This window comes from Dysgonomonas gadei ATCC BAA-286, from assembly GCF_000213555.1.
Lineage (GTDB): Bacteria > Bacteroidota > Bacteroidia > Bacteroidales > Dysgonomonadaceae > Dysgonomonas > Dysgonomonas gadei.
Genome location: NZ_GL891985.1, coordinates 56,319 through 74,671, shown reverse-complemented (window position 1 = coordinate 74,671; position 18,353 = coordinate 56,319). Strand labels below are relative to the sequence as shown.

Sequence of the window (18,353 nt, the reverse complement as noted above, 5' to 3'; positions counted from 1 at the left end):
CAAAGTACTACTTTCTTCACTGCTGCTTATTTTAATTATGTAAATGACATAAAAAGAGAAAGGAGCTCTATTGTTATAAAACTCCTTCCCAAGTATACTTGTGGAATATTAGTTAACGTATGCCAGTACTTGGTTCTTCTGAACCTTTGCACCTTGTTTAGTCTCTATCTGGATGACCTTACCGGAAGAAAGAGCCTTCACTTCTTCTATGCCATAGTAAGTCTGAACGAAGCAGATAACATCGCCTTCTTTTACCTCTGTACCTATTACAGGAGCAGTAGATACATCATCTACATCCACCTGCCAGATCACCTGGCCGCTTACTGTAGCTTGAATAGGTTTTGCATCAGGGTATTTTGCCTGAATAGCTTCTGCGTCGAATGCAGGTACTTCAATTACCTGACGTGTAACGATAATAGGAGCTCCGGCTTTTTCCTTCTGTTTCTCCAAATCTTCATTGAAACGTTCTTTAGCCAGACCGGACTTATAGTCACGGTATTGACGGTCGTGCATTGCGAGTTCGAACAGTTCTTCATCATCCTGGCCATAATCCCATCCGTTGTCGTCCATTTCCTTGCGGTATGTATCCAACGCATCAGGATATTCGTCCTGAGGGTTGCCGGTATAGAATTCAAGATTTTTAGACTTGGCCAGTTCAATGATTTCATCATCCAGTTTGCCCGGAAGAGTACCGGTTTTACCCAGAATCATGTTCCAACTGTCTTTGTCTATATTTGAGAAACGAGGTTGTCCCTGAGCCATAGCAAAGATGTTCATCAGTGCGATATTCTTCACATACTGGCTGAATGGTGTTACCAATGGCGGATAACCAAGTTTAGGCCATATATACTCTACTTCCTCGAATAGCTGAACCACAAGGTCGTTCAGTGTTACTTCGGCTTTTCCATTGTTGCGAAGTGCCATATTGATAGCAGAATGCATACCGCGAAGGTCAGCCATCATAGAGCCCATCATACCACCCGGAAGTCCACAGCCTACAAGCAGAGAGTTCAGGAACTTATTGGATGGGTCGATCCAGTAGCCTAAGAAGTCATCGATGAAAGACTGTGTCAGAGCACGAGCTTCCATATATGCATTCATATTGATATCAGGAACAGAGAAGCCGGCATCTTTCAGCATGGCCTGTATTGTGATAACGTCAGGATGTACCATTCCCCAAGCTAATGGTTCGATAGCAGTATCCAGATAATCAGCCCCAGCTCTTGCAACTTCGAGCATAGACGCAACGGAGAATCCGGGGCCTGTATGTCCGTGATATTCGATAGGGATATTCGGATGTCTGTCCTTTAATGCTTTTACAAGTTTACCGAGGAAAGCGGGGCGGCCTACTCCGGCCATATCTTTTAAGCAGATTTCGTCTGCTCCGAAATCAATCAGTTTATCAGCGAAATTTACATAGTAATCAACAGTGTGTATCGGGGAATGTGTGATACAAAGAGCAGTCTGGGAAATCATACCTGCTTCTTTTGCATATTTTACCGATAACTCCAGATTGCGGGGATCGTTCAACCCGTCAAAAGAACGGGAGATGTTTGTTCCCTGAGCATGTTTTACCTTGAACATCAGGCGACGCACGTCTTTCGGAACAGGATACATGCGCAGAGCATTCAGTCCGCGTTCGAGCATATGAGTCTGTATACCGACCTTGTTGAACGGCGCTGTCCATTCGCGAACCGCTCTATTGGGGTTTTCACCATAAAGCAGGTTTACTTGTTCGAAAGCACCACCGTTTGTTTCAACACGGGCAAAACAGCCCATATCGATGATTACAGGTGCAATTTGTGTTAATTGGTCAACACGCGGCTGGTACTTTCCGGATGACTGCCACATGTCACGATAAACGAGGCTAAATTTAATTTCTTTTCCCATGACTGTTTTTAGAGTTATATTGAAAAAGAGTAGCATAAAACGGCTTATGCAGACTCTAAAATCTGTTAATTCACCAACTGTATATCAATCTATTGATTGCCTCACAAATTTAAGTTTTTATATCTGAATAAAAGAATAAAATAATTATTAAAATTATCAATTTGTCATAAAAAAAGCGTAATATTTCCGTTTTTCATCCCCTATCTGTAAGGCTTGCACAAAGAAGGTAAAAGTGAGCAGTCTTTTTGTTTGATAAATCTTATTTTTTGATCAATAAGGGTTTTGTAATGAATGGAAGAATAATTGCTATTTGGTTTTATTTCAGCTTATAGTATATCTACAGTTTGAAAAAGTAACACATGTAACACTTTTAGCACTTTATTCAGATTAATAGTATTTTTCAATTCCACCAAATCCTGTTATTATTTTATTCTCTTTTGTTTTATTGATAAAGTTGTTTAATCGCTTTTCAAATTCTTCCGGTCGTTTCCTTGCTGCCTCAATGTATGCAATCCGGATACGTTTATATGTGTCGGAAAAATGTTGATAGTTTTTCCATACTATATCATCTCCTTTCAATTTGTCGGTGATATCATTTGGAAAAATAAAAGGGTAAGACAAGAGATTTCGTATTTTATCCTCAAATTTTTGGTGTACCATTTTATTTTCCAATAACCATTTAAGTCTTTCTTTGTTGGCTTGTGAGTATGTACTTTTAGAATTTCTGGGCGTGAAACGCTGAATTTTATGTTCTTTATCAAGCGACTTTATCGTACTGTCAATCCATTCGAAACAAAGTGCTTCTTCAACGGCATCGTTGTATATAATACTTTTTTTGCCCGATGATATCGTGGGGAATACAAACCAGATTTCATTGGCAGTCTCAAAGTTGTCGGTTAGCCACTTTCGCCAATCTTTTCTATTTTCAAAGTACTTTATTTCTATTGACATAACAGGATCATTCAAACTAATTATTATACTGCCTTTACTTTCATAATAACGCAGCATTTATATGCCGGTATTCTCACCCGGAGATGCTAAAGCACAATAAAGATAACAAAGGTAACACAGAAAGTAATTAATAATTAAGAATGAAAAATTAATAATTAGCTTGCTGAACAGAGCATCTCGTATCTTCCTTCAAAAGGTAACAAAAGTAACACTTTTTTCAGTTAACAGTCATCAGTTAACAACTTGTATCTCGTGTCTTGTCTACCCGTATCTCATATAACTTTCAACTCATTACCCACTACTTAAAATTCATCGCTCATCATTTTATTTACGTTTATTAACTATATTTGGTTAAAATCTGACACATCTGACAGTTTTTTATTGTTTTTATCTTGTTGTTTTTGCATCTGTTAACCATATGTGGTTAAAAAGTAACAAAGGTAACAGCTTTTAGCTATTAGCTGATAGCTGTTAGCCGATAGCTTATGTACAAAACCTGACAAACCTGACGACTTTTCACACAATTTTTATTGTCTCTTTTTCTTCTAAAAACTCCGTGCTACTCCGTTTACTCTGTGGTTAAAAATAAAAGGTAACAAAGGTTACACTATTTCACTTATTTGCTAATTAATTATTTCAAAGAACTCTTTTTCTTGTAAACTAGTAAAGTGATAACTAGTATACTTCAAAATACATAGATAAACTTTTTCAAAAAGATTAAATCTCTCTACCCTGGAAAATTCAAACAGGCTCTTGTGTATTTTGAGTATTATATTATCTTTGGTAAGTAATTAATAACTACCATGAAAAAACTATTTATACTGACTTTGTTAGCCTATGTATTTATCATCGGCATTATGGCACAAGACAAGCGCACTAAAGCTTTTAATCTTGTAATGCCTGAAAATGTTGTAGAGAACAGTTTATATAACAACATAGAATTCCTCGACTCAAGATTATACAAAGAAGATCTTGGATATGTACAAACGGGAATGCTCAATAATTATGCATATTTGGTAGACCAGATTCCTTTTGCGCACCAATTCGACTCCCTCATAAATAGTATTACAAATGAAACGGCACAACACAAAACATTGTTGCTGCAATTGCGCAACCTGAATTTTAGTGAAATAACCAAGGCGATGAGTGAAACCGGATATTGTCATGTCCGTATGAGTTTATATGAAAAAGAATACCCGGATTATTATCTCATAGCCACCCTCGATACATTACTTACAGTTAAAGCAATGGATGTTACCGGTAAACTGATAAAAAGTTCATCCGGTATTATTACTACATTTATTTCGGATAACCTAGTTAGCAAAAGAACAGATGAAGCTCCCTTTTTGCTGGCAGATATTCATAATATTGATTTTTTTGAGAAAAATAATATGAAGCTTTACAGTGCCGATACGTATATAGATGGCATTTATCCGGATTTCACCTCTTTTGCAAATCAGACTCCGATAGCAGATGAACTTACTCCTAAATTTGATAGTAGTAATAACTTAAAGGAAATAAAAAAACTCAATGAGCAAAACAAACTTAAAAAGCTCAATCCTAAGGATTTTTATGCTGTAGTGGTTGATGGGCAGCCTTATATCACCAGTAATAAAAGCTATATCCCTGTGTATAAGGTGAAAGATGAATTTAAGTTTTTGAATGACGGTAATATAAGAATAGATATGGGAGCATATGTTGGCGCGGGAATTGCTGCCGGGATAGTAGGAGGGCTTCTCGGAGTAGCCATCATTCCGGTGCTGAGCAATCAGCCTGAGAAGGTAGAAATGACAATTGACCACCTGAATGGTCATTTCATCGTATTGCCCGATGTCGCAGAACCCTGAATAGTCACGGATCTGTATTAGAATATACTTTTAAATAAAAAGAGTCCCTATTGATTCTTATCACCAGGGACTCTTTATATGTAATTAGATCTCTTATCCTTTCAGCGCTTTATCCATTGCTGCGGCGGCTTTTCTTCCATCACCCATGGCAAGGATTACGGTTGCTCCTCCACGTACAATATCTCCTCCGGCATATACTTCCGGCAGGGCGGATTGCATGGTTTCCTGATTTACAACGATTGTGCCCCATTTAGTGACCTCTAGTCCTTTGAATGTAGATGGAATCAATGGGTTAGGAGAAACTCCCACACTCACAATTACCTGGTCTACATCGAACCACTCGGTTGCACCTTCGATAGCAACCGGTTTACGGCGTCCCGAAGCATCAGGCTCACCCAGTTCCATTTTTTGAAGAAGCATACGCTGTACACGTCCATTTTCGTCCCCTTCGTATCTGAGCGGATTGTGTAGAGTATGGAATATTATACCTTCTTCTTTGGCATGTTTCACTTCTTCGATACGTGCCGGCATTTCCTCTTCCGAACGACGATATACAATATATGCCTTTTCTGCGCCTAAGCGTTTCGCTGTACGTACGGCGTCCATGGCTGTGTTCCCTGCTCCTATGACAGCAACTTTTTTACCCATCTGCACAGGAGTGTCACTTTCCGGATTTGATGCATCCATAAGGTTTACACGGGTAAGGAACTCGTTGCATGACATCACGCCGATAAGGTTCTCTCCCGGAATATTCATAAAATTAGGTAATCCGGCGCCACTGGCAGCGAATATTCCTTTAAATCCGTCGTTCAGTAAATCCTCACGCGAAATAGTTTTACCTACTATACAATTGTTGATGAACTTCACACCCATTTCGCGAAGGACATTTATTTCAACATCCACTATCTCATTAGGGAGACGGAACTCGGGTATGCCATATTTCAATACACCACCGATCTCGTGTAATGCTTCAAATACAGTGACGTCATATCCCAGCTTCGCCATATCTCCGGCAAAAGCCAGACCGGCAGGTCCTGACCCTACTGCTGCGATTTTAATACCGTTGGCAGGAGCTAGTTCAGGTAAGGACATTTGCCCGCTTTCGCGTTCGTAATCTGCTGCGAATCGTTCAAGATAACCGATAGCAACAGGTTCTTTTTTCATTTTTTGTATATAGATACATTTTGCTTCGCACTGTTTTTCCTGTGGACATACACGTCCGCAAACGGCAGGCAAGGCGCTGGTCTCTTTCAGTACTTTTGCAGCTTCGAGGAATTCTCCCCGCTCAATATTCTTAATAAATGAAGGTATCTGTATGTTTACCGGACAACCCTCCATACATGTAGGGTTGGCACAATCGAGGCAGCGTGCAGCTTCAAACATTGCCTGCTCCTTTGTTAATCCCAGATTAACTTCCTCCTTCAATGAATGGCTTCTGTATTCGGCATCCAGTTCCGGCATATGCACACGAGGCCTGTCGCCACGCTCTTTGGCTTTCATGCCTCTGCGTAGTTCGTCTCTCCAAGGTTCACTACGTCTTGCCTGTATGTTCTCTTGTTCTGTCATAACTTATATTTCGCTGATCGCTATTGGCTTATGGTTGTTAGTCTTATGGTTTGTTTTTAGTCCTCTGATTAATTGTATGCTTTCAATCTCATCAACATTTCATCGAAATCAACTTCGTGAGCATTGAATTCCGGACCATCTACGCATACAAACTTGGTTTTACCTCCAACGGTGATACGGCATGCACCACACATTCCTGTTCCGTCTACCATTATAGTATTCAGGGAGGCCATTGTAGGTATATTATACTTCTGGGTAAGAAGGGATACGAATTTCATCATAATGGCAGGTCCTATGGTTACACACAGGTCTACCTTCTCCCTATTTACTACCATCTCGATTCCGTTTGTAATCAAACCCTTGTATCCATACGAACCGTCGTCTGTCATAACAATTACCTCATCGGAATACTCGGCAACCTGCTTTTCGAGGATCACCAGATCCTTTGTACGTGCAGCCAAAACTGAAATTACTTTATTTCCGGCCTTCTTCATGGCTTCTATAATAGGCAGCATAGGTGCAATACCAACACCACCGCCAGCACATATTACGGTGCCGTAATTCTCGATGTGGGTAGCTTGTCCCAAAGGTCCTACAACATCTGTGATATAATCACCTGTGTTGAGGTCGCAAATCTTTTTAGATGATGCGCCTACAGCCTGTATAACTATCGTTATCGTACCCTTGGCCACATCAGAAGCGGCAATTGTGAGAGGAATACGCTCTCCTTTTTCGCCTACCCGTACAATTACAAAGTGCCCGGCTTTACGACTTCGTGCTATCAGAGGTGCTTCTACCTCAAACTTTACTACATTTTCAGAGAAATACTCTTTGTCTACAATTTTATTCATTCCAGAATATTAGTTTAAGAGACTATTTAGATTTTATGATTAGTTTTTTTAGTGTTATAAACAATTTACCTCTTTACGTGTTATATTAAAAAAATAGAGATTGGGCTATTAAAATATCAAAATGCAGCCTTTTCATCGAAAAAATATGTGATTAGGGTTTAAAATAATTCTTTTGTCAAGATATTTTTCAAGCCTGACGTGCAAAGTTACGACAAAGTTTATTTACTAAGTCATTATCTGCTATAAAATATCATATAATTTGTTAGTTTAAGTTTTTGTGAAAAAATTCGACAATGTTTCCATAACCTTCTATTTCCAATTTCTTACGGATAACAGATTTTTTCATCTGAATAGTGTTGATGCTGAATTCCAGTATGATAGCTATTTCATTGTTGCTGAGCCCTGCATATTCAAGGCAACATATGCGGATTTCAATTTCGTCGAGTTGAGGATACTTTTTTCGAATTGTATCCGGAACGCCTTTATATAGCTGGTTCATTATATCAAATAATTTATTCCAGTCAAGATTCTCCTGATTGTAAACGATTTCGTTTACCTTTTTCAATAGTTTCTGACCATGTTTCTTTTCCTCTCCTTTCAATTCTGTTTTAAGTAAAGCGACCTTTTTGAAGATATCGAAGTGCTGGAATAAAACTTTTCGGAAGGAGTTTTCTTTCTCATCAATGTTATCGGCCATCTCCTGCATTTGGAATATTTTTTCCTGAGCAACAGCCAGTGCCGCTTTGTCTTTAATTCTCTTCCGGTAAAAAACAAAGTTCATAGCCAGAATAAGTATAAACATCAGCAATATAATGAGAAATGCTGTTTGTCTCTGAATAAGAAGCCGGTTGTTTTCGTTCTGTAACAGCTCGATGTCATACTTTTTCTGTACATCAAGAGCTATATGATTATTTGTGTCTTTGAGCATCTTTTTCAGGAGTGCGGTATATTCTTTATAATCGCTCAATGCCTGTTGATAGTTTTTGTCTTTTTCCGCTGTCTTGGCCAGTAGTTGATAGATTATTAATTTTAACGGGTGGTTATCATACCCTTCTATCAACGTCAGTGATTTATTGATATAGAATAATGTGGAGTCCTTGTTCTGTTCATCGTCGAATGAATAAGCTATGTTGAGATAGTTTCTTGCTACCTCTTCATTATCATTTAAGTAAGGTATCGAATGCCTGAAATATGCTCTGGCTTGGTCCCGTTTGCCAACGCTGCCGAGAGCGAAACCCATGTTGCGAATAATAAAGGCTTGTTCTATAGAGTCGTTGTGTGCCTTGGCCAGAGATAGACCTTTATTATAATAGTAGAAGCTGCTATCCATATCTCCTTTCATAAGCAGGTTGGAACCTATCTTGTCATAGACTATGATTTCATTCTTATAGTTTCCCGCTTTATTGAAATGTGGAATCGCTTGTCTATATTTGAGAATTGCTTCGTCATTCAAAAGTTGATCCTGATAAAGGTCTCCTATGTAAACTTCTATCAGTCCCTTAAGGGCGTTGTTGTCGCTCTCCTTTGCGTAAGTTTCAGCATTTAAGTATGTACTCATAGCCATTTGAGTGTCTCCTCGTGCGGCCAGAACATATCCACTGTATAGGGAAGCTATGGCTGTATTTTCCATATCGCCTTTATCTTCGTAATATTTCTTTGTTTCAAAGATTATAGTGTCATTCGTTATATCTTCCAATGCTTTGTCTTTGGCTTGTATATTCAGAAGTATATATTTGTTGCAGAGTTCTTTATCCAGATGCTTAGGATCGATCTCATTGTTGAGTATCTGTAGTGCCTCATTGGGGTCTTGCTCTAAAAGTACCTCCGCCCTGCTTAATATTTCTTCTGCTTTATTTCCATTCGGATCACATGATGAAAATGCAGCGCATAACATGAATATAAACCCAATATTTCTATACATAATTTTAATCATTCGAAGGATAATTGTTGAAAATGACTTCATAGTTAATCAAAAAAAGGTTTCAAAACAAGGAATATGACATAATTATTCTAAGAAAAAATCTATATAAAATAATATATTTTAAACTATAATCATTTTATTATTAAATATATAAGTAAAATAGGACTTTTAAAAATCTATATCATTCAAAAAAACATTGCATTTGTTTATTTCATCCATTAGTTTTGTATCAGACTTACAGAGAAAGACAACCTTGCAATTACTTGTGGCTATGAGAAAGATTTATCTGTGTTTTTTGGTTTTGGTTGTTTCATTTATTATAAACACGTATATGTATTCGTTCAATAGTAAGAATAGTTATTACATCCTAAGTGTGAATGATGATGATGTTGACTGGGAAATTACAGTAAAGATCCTCACAGGATCCAATAGACCAAGGATGGCAGATGCCGGCAAGACTGTATCTCTGTTTAAGCCTGTACAGATTTATCAAAGTAATTTTGGTTTAAAGGTCAATCTGTTCATTTACGGAAAGATAAATATCAAAATTGTTGATAACGCAGGTATGCCGGTTTATTTACGGCAATTTACACCCGATGGTGTTAATACTAAAGTTGAGATAAATACCTCCGGGTGGAATAGTGGTAGTTATACTATTACTCTATCAGATGCAACAGGAACAAATATTGCTGTCGGAGAATTCGATATACGTTAGGTTTATTAGGCAAAGATACTTTTCCCGCAAGACTTAGCTTACTTACAATTACAATTTATTATTGGGGAAGTCTTTTGCAACAGCTACTTGCAAATAGCTATGGAAAGGGTGAATCTGGACAGATTTGCCCTTTTGCATTTTAGAGACTATTGAATTATTCCGGAATAAACGCTAAAATCTATCTTAAAAACGGTTCAAAACAGACTGGCGATATAGATATAACTCAAAACAGTTTCTTAGAAAACAAAGCGGATCCAGCAATACGAAAGAACGGCGATTATGATCCATAAGATTATACCCAACAGGAATGTGTTCACACCTGTTTCCTTTACCTCTTTCATATTTATGGATGTGCCTATGAAAAATAAAGAAACCATCATCCCTTTCTTCCCGAGCCAGCTCAAATGATCGTTAGTCTCGGCCATTCCCGGTATATAATTACCTATAATGATAGCAACGACGAATAGGAAGATGAACCAGGGGATATTTATTTTAGATGCTTTGTTTTTATTGAAGAATGCGATACACAAAGCTAAAGGGATAATCCATAACGTACGGGTAAGTTTTACGGTAGTACCTACCTGTAAGGCTTGTTCCCCATATGCAGAGCAGGCACCGACTACAGAACTGGTGTCGTGAATGGCAATGGCGGCCCAATAACCGAAATGCGTCTGATCCATTTCCAGTAAATGTCCGATCACGGGAAATATAAATAGTCCCACGGCATTTAATACGAATATCACAGCCAGAGAAAAACTTATTTCGTTGTTTTTTGCCCCTAATACAGGTGCTATCGCTGCTATGGCGCTTCCTCCGCAGATAGCGGTCCCTCCCGAAATAAGCATAGTCGTATTTTTCTGTACCTGAAGAAATCTTCCGAGAATAATACCGCAAACCATGGTGACGGCGACAGAGACAACGGTGATCATAAATCCTGTTTTTCCCGTTTGCACAACATCGTGTACCGACATGGAAAATCCCATGCATACAATTGATGCCTGTAGTAGATATTTTGTTAGTTTTCCTGTCTTTACGACCTCTTCCCCTTTATAGAAGATAGCAAGCAATATACCGATAAACAGGGCCAAAGGAGCGGAGAAGAACGGGAAAAGACAGCAGATAGGAATGATGTAATATAATTTACCCAGATATTTTTGCATGATTTTATTCCTCCAGCATTTTAAGTGCTTTGTTTTCGCACCCGGTCATAAATTCACGTTCTCCGGGGCCTTTGTCATTGATCCCGCACAGGTGAAGGATTCCATGTATTATAATCCGGTGAATTTCTTCGTTGTAATTTGTCTCAAATTTTTCAGCATTACTCTTTACTGTATCCAGGCTTATGAATATATCTCCGGAAATAGTCTCACCTTCAGTGTAATCGAAGGTAATTATATCTGTATAATAATCGTGCTGTAAATATTGATTATTTATTTCCAGGATTTTCTTGTCGGAGCAAAAAATAAAGGAAATATCCCCGACTCTTTTTTTATAAGAAGCCGCTACGGATTTTATCCAGCTTGTGGTCTCACGCTTTTTTATAGAGGGTAGTTTTACCTCTTCCGCCTGATATATTATCGCCATAACCGATTTTTGATTAGAGAAATGATTTTACAAAGGTAAATCATAATAAAATCAGGAGCAAGAAAATATCGGGAAAAGCAATACGAATCCGACTACAGACACTATAGACGGTATTTATCTGATAATAAATAAACCTTATGTAAGAAGCCGCTAAACAATATAAATAATCACTATCTTTGAAACATTAATAACATAACTAACGCATTTAATAGTATGAAGAATATCACAAGAAAAACTCTCGACGAGTTTATTATTGAGAGACAAGAGGATTTCAGGTACTCTACAGGTGAACTTTCCCGTCTTTTAAATTCTATATTGCTTGCTGCCAGAGTGGTAAGCTATAAGGTGAATAAAGCCGGACTAGTAGATATACTTGGTGCAGCCGGTAATGTGAATGTACAAGGCGAAGAACAGAAAAAGCTGGACGTATATGCCAATGATGTATTTATACAAACGTTGGTTAACCGTGAAATTGTTTGTGGTATTGCTTCCGAGGAGAATGACAATTTTATAACCATACAGGGGCTGGATGAGGGACATAACAATAAATATGTGGTATTGATGGACCCATTGGATGGCTCTTCGAATATTGAAGTAAATGTATCTGTGGGGACTATCTTTTCCATCTATCGGCGCATTTCGCCAATAGGATCTCCTGTGACAATGGAAGATTTTCTCCAGCCGGGAGTCAATCAGGTAGCAGCAGGATATATCCTGTACGGCACATCTACCATGATAGTATATACAACCGGACGTGGGGTAAACGGGTTTACGCTGAATCCGGCTATAGGCAGCTTCTATCTGTCGCATCCCAATATGAGATGTCCCAAAAATGCGAAGATATATTCAGTGAATGAGGGCAACTACGTGCATTTTCCGCAAGGTGTAAAAGATTATATCAAATATTGTCAGGAAGAGAAGGAAGATCGTCCTTACTCTGCCCGGTATATAGGTAGTCTGGTTTCCGATTGTCACCGTAATCTGATCACCGGAGGTATCTATTTTTATCCGTCTACACATAAGTCGCCAAAAGGAAAACTGAGGCTGCTCTATGAGTGTAACCCGATGGCTTTCATTACCGAGCAGGCTGGAGGTAGTGCCACAGATGGCGTAAACCGTATTTTGGAGTTGCAGCCTACCGAACTTCATCAGCGCACACCGTTCTATTGCGGAAGTTCTAATATGGTGGAGAAATTGAAGGACTTTATTGTTCAGGCACAAGAAAAGGAGAAGAAACAGCAATAATATAAAAATATAAAACTCCCATTGTCAATTTTAAAACAATGGGAGTTTTTCTATATAGCTTATCAATGTTAGAATTGAATTATGAACTCGAAGAAGAAGATTTACTTCAACTTCAATTGTATTTTGCATCGAAGGACGAGATGCAAATAAAACAACGTAGAAAAGAAAAATACAGAATGATAGGCCTGTCGCTCCTGTGCGGACTTCTGTTGTTTTTCGATGAAGGCTATCGCCTGCTCTCCTACTTTTTTCTAGGCTCATCAGTTCTCTTTTTTATTATTTATCCATGGTGGTCGGTCTGGTTCTATAAGCGGATGTATAGAAAACATATATCAGAAAGTATGCGGGCAGAATTTCCTTATAATACAAAGCTCTTATTGGGAAGCGAATTTATCGAAATTGAAACAAAGAAAGGCTATCGGCATTATGATGTAAAAGAGATGGATACTATAATTGAAACGGAGCATCATTTCTTTATTGTGACGAGCCGTCAGGTAAGTATTATAGTACCGAAGCACCGGATGAATAATGCTGAGGAGGTAAAGATGCGATTGTTACGATACAAAGAGAATAATCAGGTCTCTTTTGTTGAAGATATGGATTGGAAATGGAAATAGGGGAGTTAAGCCTGTTTCAAATATTTTATAATAGATTATAGTTACTTACATTGTTATACTTATCCTGCAACTTTATCTATGTATATAGCCAATAGCATTTAGCTGTTAGCCGATAGCTCTTTGAATTGATAAATTAGCAAATTTGTAAATTAGCAAATGAGTGAAATAGTGTAACCTTTGTTACTTTTTGTGGAACTGTAGGGGCGAAACATCTTTCGCCCCTACAAAAATTATAAAAACTGTTACCTTTGTTGCTTTTCAACTATATATAGTCAACAGATGTGAAAACGGCAAGATAAAAGCAGTGGAAAAACTGTCAGATGTGTCAGGTTTTAACGAAATATGGTTAATAAATGAAAATCAGACGATGAGTTATGAATCTCACTTCACTATAACGAAGCGCAACATTGTTAACTGCCGACTATTTACTGAGACAAATGTTACCTTTTAACAAGTAGTAAGTTTAAGTAATAAGTCGTTGGTTTCTGTTAATCAATAAAAGCTAATTATTAATTATTCATTGCTTTCTGTGTTACCTTTGTCTCCTTTTAAGAATACATTAATAGTAGAAAATGGTTTTATCTAACAACGAAAATAAACAGTATCTGGCAAAAAGTACGCTTTGGCTGATGGCAGTCGGAGCCGGACTGGTTGTCGCAAATAACTATTATAACCAGCCTTTGTTGGGGATGATAGCCAAAGAGTTTGGTGAGTCCGAAGCCGCTGTCAGCAGGGTGGCCATGTTTACCCAGATAGGTTATGCGGCAGGACTTCTGCTCATAATCCCGTTAGGTGACATGTTTAAACGGAAAAAGATAGTACTGACAGACTTTATCTTTATTATCCTTTCATTGCTGATCTTTGCTTTTAGCAAATCACTTTCAGTAATGATTACCGCCAGTTTTTTCATAGGGCTTACATCTGTAGTACCACAAATCTTCGTGCCCATAGCCGCCCAGTTATCTGCACCTGAAGAGAAAGGCAGAAATGTAGGAATAGTAATGAGTGGCCTGCTTATCGGTATATTGGCCTCACGCGTCTTTAGCGGCCTGCTGGGAGAATATCTCGGCTGGCGTGAGGTATTTTACATTGCAGCCGGAATGATGGTTGTACTGGGCGTTCTTATCGCATGGCTGTTGCCGGATATGCAACCGACCTTTAAGGGGACTTATAGTCAATTGATGGGATCTATATTCCGTTATACGAAAGAAATACCCACCCTCAGATTAGCTTCCTTACGGGGTGCATTAGGCTTTGGTTCTTTTTCCATATTCTGGACCACCCTAACTTTCAGGCTCGAACAGGCGCCGTTCTTTCAGGGAAGCGATGTCGCGGGTTCGCTGGGTATTGTCGGCATAGTCGGCGCATTGGCAGCATCGGTAACCGGCTCTGTGTCGGGGAAAGTAAATAAGAATAAGATAATTCTTATAGCCTGCCTCCTGATGCTTCTGTCGTGGGGGATATTCGGATTCTCCGGAAATACTTATATAGGACTGATTGCAGGTATTATCCTTCTCGATATGGGGCTACAGGGAATGCATGTCACCAACCAGACCATCGTTTTTTCTACACATCCGGAAGCTTCTAACAGATTAAATACGGTATATATGGTATCCTATTTCATAGGAGGCTCTTTAGGTACATTCCTCGGAGGTATAGCATGGCAATACTACGGATGGAATGGTGTTGTAGGTGTCGGTGGTCTGCTTGTCCTGCTTTGCTTATCCGTACATATGCTGTTATGCAGTAAAGCCAAATACAAGATGTAAGCAGTTAGAGTTTTTCTGCCCTTTTCATCTTGGATATCAACAAGGATATTGCAGTACCTGTCACGGCAAAGCCAAGTAAAAGGAATGGCATGTACCATACGATTATATCGAGTTGGATGTGCCAGAACGCATGCTCTTTGAAGATAATGAACCACGATAAAGGACACACTACCGAGGTAAATGTAGCAAGTATCAAAGCGATATATTTTCGGTCATGTAATTTACGGGTAAGAAACCAGACAATGCCTGCACATACGATGATAATGAATATGAGATAGGCAAAGCGGAAACGGATGAAAACAGGAGTAAAGCCCCAATCCCAGCTATTTTCGCGAAGATAGTATTTAATGACATTGTTCCATACAAACGAAAGTGATGAAGGGTCGTTATCCGTTCCCTCCAGATCGGAGAACTGGACAAACGATGAACGACGGACAAAGGCCGTTTGCAGGTAGCCAAGGGCTCCTCCTAGACTGCCCAGATAAGTCCATAATTGAAGGATCAGGACAAGGAATTGTACCAATACTGCACCTAAAGCGGCTAATCCGGCTTTGAAAGAAAACATGAAGAACTCTGAGAATCGTTGCCTTTCCAGATAGGAGTAATACACTATCGGGATGAAGATAGACAGCATTGTTGTAGAACTGAACTCAAGTCCAGAGAAGAAGAATTTGACAAGGACGGCAAGGAACAACGTGACAAAAATCCGTTTATCGGATATACTCCCCGGAAATGAGTGCCTTTTCTCCAAAACCAGAAGCAGGGCGAGGAAGGGAACATAAAAGTTCCACAGCGACCACCATAGTCCGTTCCCGCCAAACATAACAATCTTAGGAGAAAGGAATGTAAACAGGAAAGTGATTATGGCAGGAGTAATCCCGAAGTTGCGTAACACCCACCCGATAAATACGAGGAAACCTATTGCCATCAACATGGCATTCAGAAAGCGGAGCATCTGATAGCTAGTCTCATTGCTGAAAGGGAGCGCTTTCTGTATCAGGTAATAGAGGGAAGCCTGCCCTCCGGAATGGCTGACATAGACACAATAGCCGTTAGGAGCATCCTTCTCGCCAAGATAATATTTAATCTGATCGAACTGGTTTTCGGATACAATGGAATCTCGCAAGCCCAAGTCATTAACACGCAGTTCATCCTTTACGCTATCGGGTTTAATGTAATTCACACCCATGAATCCGGATGAAGCGAAGAGTCCGTCTTTCTCTGCCTTTACCATCCGCCCTATAACCAGCCCTTCTTCAAAGGTTTCGTACTCCTTGTAATGAACAGGGACGGCCACCTTGAAAAGGTTGCTATAAAAGCTGAAGGTAAGCAGTAGGAATGCGATACCAAAGAAGAGCAGACGAGCCTTTCCGGCCTTGTTAATATTCATAGCCTACTTATGATTTCCCTAAAAGGTCTTTGAAGAAATACTTTACCTTCCACCAATTGGTATAAAGCTGCCTGTAACGGTAACGGTGCCTGTAATGGAAAGTCGATTCATAATACAGATTGCGGGTGGCCCATATCGGATAATCCTTTAGTAAACCCCAGTCGTAATGTTCATCGAAAGGGCAAATCTCATTCAGGGAAACCTCAGCTATCTTGTATTTCTTTGCCAGCATGGAATATATACTCTGGTCGTGCCGGTTCTCTACGAAGCCTTCAAGGTTTGGCGAGCGAGAAGGTTCGTCTGTGATAATGCTATAATTGTCCAGATACGGCTGGTACCAATCCTTTACAAATTGCATTACCAAAGGGCTTTTCTTAAGGAATATAGCCGTGGATTCGAATTGGGGTGTATGGGTGAAAGTCTTATCGTTGCGTACACCGTAATAGTCGAATATATCGCCTTTCGTCCATTCATTGTCGCAGCGTATCATTTCGGGCATATCGTTTGTAGGGATAACCTGCCCTCTGAAGCCAAGGATACCTGTTTCCGACTTATCCAATATGTCGTAGTATTCCAGCATACGCTTGCGCCCGTCCGGATTATAGAAGCAACCCAAATCGGCATACAGCAGCACGTCCCCGTCATTCATTCTTTCCAGTGTCTGCAATACCAGATAGGGCTTCCAGCACCAATAGCCGAATCCGCGGGAATAAGGAATCAGATAGCGTCCCCACTTCTTTTTGAAGTCGGCATCGAGGTCTTTATCGTTATAGGTATATATTTCATCGAAAACATTCAGGCTCTCAGCGGATTTCCGGTATCGTTCCGCTCCCTTAAACATGGGGTAATTGCCAAATGTGCATAAAACTCTCTTCATCTAAGTAACTGTTTAAATTTTACCGAAATTATTTCTTACATAACCACTTTCATTCTTTGGCATTCTCTTTATGGTTCTTTTGAGCATATTTTCTACTTTTTCCTTTTGGTTTAGCCCGCTAAACCTGCAAGAAAAAATCAAAAAATCTATCTCAAAATAACTCATAACAGAATACCAATAAAATCTAAACAGTTACTAAGTCGTGTTAATTGTTGAATAAGTCTTTGAACCAGTATTTCACCGCCCACAATCTGCGGTAGAGCTTCCTCAACCTGAAACGGTGCTTATAGTGGTACTTGCTAGTATAATACTTATCGCGGCGTGCCTGTATGGGATAGGTATCCAACAGAGACCAGTCACGCTGGAAAATCTCGTTCGTAGAAATCTCGGCTATGCCGTATTTCTTTCCCAGAATGGAATAGATGCTCTGGTCGTGCCGGTTCTCTTTAAAGCCCGGCAAGTTCGGCACACGTGAAGGGGAATCTGTGGCCAGACTATAATCGTCCAGATAAGCCTGATACCAGTCTTTTACGAACTGCATCACCAAAGGGCTTTTCTTAAAGAAAATGATTGTGGATTCGAACTGGGGTGTATGGGTGTACGCCTTGTCGTCATATACATTGTAGTAAGCAAAGACATCCCCTTTCGTCCACTCATATTCATGATAGAGCGTTTCAGGCATACCGTTATAAGATACTTCCTGACTCTTAACACCGAGAATCCCTGTGGGCGTCTTCTCCACCAGATCATAGTATTCCAGCAGACGTTCGCATCCTTTAGGATTGAAATAGCAACCGATATCAGAATAGAGAAGCACATCGCCATCCTGCATTCCTTCCAGAATTTTGAGAATGAAATAAGGTTTCCAACACCAGTAACCGAATCCACGGGAGTAAGGGATAAGGTACCTTCCCCAACGTTTATAGAAGTCTTTGTCCAGATCCTTTTCGCAAACGGTATGGATATCATCAAATATACCCATGCTTTCGCACATCTTCCTGAAACGGGGGAAACCTTCAGTTAAGTAATAGCTGCCGAATGTACAGACTGCTCTCTTCATTGATGTTGTGTTATTATAGGGTACAAAAGTAGGGTATTTATTTGATAAATACCCTACTTTCTATCTTGTA

At 39.4% G+C, this 18,353-nt stretch carries 15 protein-coding genes; 5 read left to right on the top strand and 10 right to left on the bottom strand.

From position 1 onward, the window contains the following. Positions 1-108: 108 nt before the first annotated feature. Both HMPREF9455_RS12835 and HMPREF9455_RS12830 read right to left on the bottom strand, forming a co-directional pair. Positions 109-1,890 (bottom strand): biotin/lipoyl-containing protein, encoded by a 1,782-nt coding sequence (locus HMPREF9455_RS12835; RefSeq protein WP_006800135.1) that lies wholly within the window; start codon positions 1,888-1,890, stop codon positions 109-111. A gap of 387 nt (positions 1,891-2,277) precedes the next feature. Further along, positions 2,278-2,841 carry a YdeI/OmpD-associated family protein gene (locus HMPREF9455_RS12830; protein WP_044216307.1) on the bottom strand — a complete coding sequence of 188 codons (564 nt, stop codon included), beginning with the start codon at positions 2,839-2,841 and terminating at the stop codon, positions 2,278-2,280. Between the two features lie 803 nt (positions 2,842-3,644). Between HMPREF9455_RS12830 and HMPREF9455_RS12825 the strand changes: the two genes are divergently transcribed. Further along, the gene (locus tag HMPREF9455_RS12825; RefSeq protein WP_006800133.1) at positions 3,645-4,688 is read left to right on the top strand and encodes a hypothetical protein; all 1,044 of its coding nucleotides are present in this window, start codon (positions 3,645-3,647) and stop codon (positions 4,686-4,688) included. Positions 4,689-4,781: 93 nt separating this feature from the next. Here the strand turns inward: HMPREF9455_RS12825 and gltA are convergent, their stop codons facing one another. The 3 genes from gltA to HMPREF9455_RS12810 form a co-directional block, all read right to left on the bottom strand. Next, positions 4,782-6,254, bottom strand: coding sequence for an NADPH-dependent glutamate synthase (gltA, locus tag HMPREF9455_RS12820; protein ID WP_006800132.1), 1,473 nt, complete (start codon positions 6,252-6,254; stop codon positions 4,782-4,784). 68 nt (positions 6,255-6,322) lie between these two features. After that, entirely contained in the window at positions 6,323-7,105 is a 783-nt protein-coding gene (locus HMPREF9455_RS12815) for a sulfide/dihydroorotate dehydrogenase-like FAD/NAD-binding protein (protein ID WP_006800131.1), read from the bottom strand. Positions 7,106-7,367: 262 nt separating this feature from the next. Then, a complete protein-coding gene (locus tag HMPREF9455_RS12810; protein ID WP_006800130.1) occupies positions 7,368-9,026 on the bottom strand; it encodes a tetratricopeptide repeat protein in 1,659 nt (552 codons plus the stop codon). A 271-nt stretch (positions 9,027-9,297) separates the two neighbouring features. On the opposite strand from HMPREF9455_RS12810, the gene HMPREF9455_RS12805 reads away from it, so the two are divergent. Next, positions 9,298-9,741 carry a hypothetical protein gene (locus HMPREF9455_RS12805; RefSeq protein WP_148401903.1) on the top strand — a complete coding sequence of 148 codons (444 nt, stop codon included), beginning with the start codon at positions 9,298-9,300 and terminating at the stop codon, positions 9,739-9,741. A 236-nt stretch (positions 9,742-9,977) separates the two neighbouring features. Here the strand turns inward: HMPREF9455_RS12805 and HMPREF9455_RS12800 are convergent, their stop codons facing one another. Continuing rightward, positions 9,978-10,901 carry a YeiH family protein gene (locus tag HMPREF9455_RS12800; protein ID WP_006800128.1) on the bottom strand — a complete coding sequence of 308 codons (924 nt, stop codon included), beginning with the start codon at positions 10,899-10,901 and terminating at the stop codon, positions 9,978-9,980. 4 nt (positions 10,902-10,905) lie between these two features. Next, the gene (ybeY, locus tag HMPREF9455_RS12795) at positions 10,906-11,325 is read right to left on the bottom strand and encodes an rRNA maturation RNase YbeY (RefSeq protein ID WP_006800127.1); all 420 of its coding nucleotides are present in this window, start codon (positions 11,323-11,325) and stop codon (positions 10,906-10,908) included. A gap of 213 nt (positions 11,326-11,538) precedes the next feature. Between ybeY and fbp the strand changes: the two genes are divergently transcribed. From fbp to HMPREF9455_RS12775, 3 genes are all read left to right on the top strand, one after another. Further along, a complete protein-coding gene (fbp, locus tag HMPREF9455_RS12790; protein ID WP_006800126.1) occupies positions 11,539-12,570 on the top strand; it encodes a class 1 fructose-bisphosphatase in 1,032 nt (343 codons plus the stop codon). 65 nt (positions 12,571-12,635) lie between these two features. Further along, positions 12,636-13,187, top strand: a complete 552-nt coding sequence (locus HMPREF9455_RS12785) for a YcxB family protein (protein ID WP_044216258.1) — start codon at positions 12,636-12,638, stop codon at positions 13,185-13,187. 572 nt (positions 13,188-13,759) lie between these two features. Continuing rightward, on the top strand, positions 13,760-14,956 hold the full coding sequence (locus HMPREF9455_RS12775) for an MFS transporter (protein WP_006800124.1): 1,197 nt from the start codon (positions 13,760-13,762) through the stop codon (positions 14,954-14,956). Positions 14,957-14,960: 4 nt separating this feature from the next. Here the strand turns inward: HMPREF9455_RS12775 and HMPREF9455_RS12770 are convergent, their stop codons facing one another. The 3 genes from HMPREF9455_RS12770 to HMPREF9455_RS12760 form a co-directional block, all read right to left on the bottom strand. Then, complete coding sequence (locus HMPREF9455_RS12770; protein WP_006800123.1) at positions 14,961-16,346, bottom strand: hypothetical protein; 1,386 nt, start codon at positions 16,344-16,346, stop codon at positions 14,961-14,963. Positions 16,347-16,353: 7 nt separating this feature from the next. Next, the gene (locus HMPREF9455_RS12765; protein WP_006800122.1) at positions 16,354-17,223 is read right to left on the bottom strand and encodes a hypothetical protein; all 870 of its coding nucleotides are present in this window, start codon (positions 17,221-17,223) and stop codon (positions 16,354-16,356) included. 205 nt (positions 17,224-17,428) lie between these two features. After that, positions 17,429-18,283 carry a hypothetical protein gene (locus HMPREF9455_RS12760; RefSeq protein WP_006800121.1) on the bottom strand — a complete coding sequence of 285 codons (855 nt, stop codon included), beginning with the start codon at positions 18,281-18,283 and terminating at the stop codon, positions 17,429-17,431. Between the last annotated feature and the right edge of the window lie 70 nt (positions 18,284-18,353).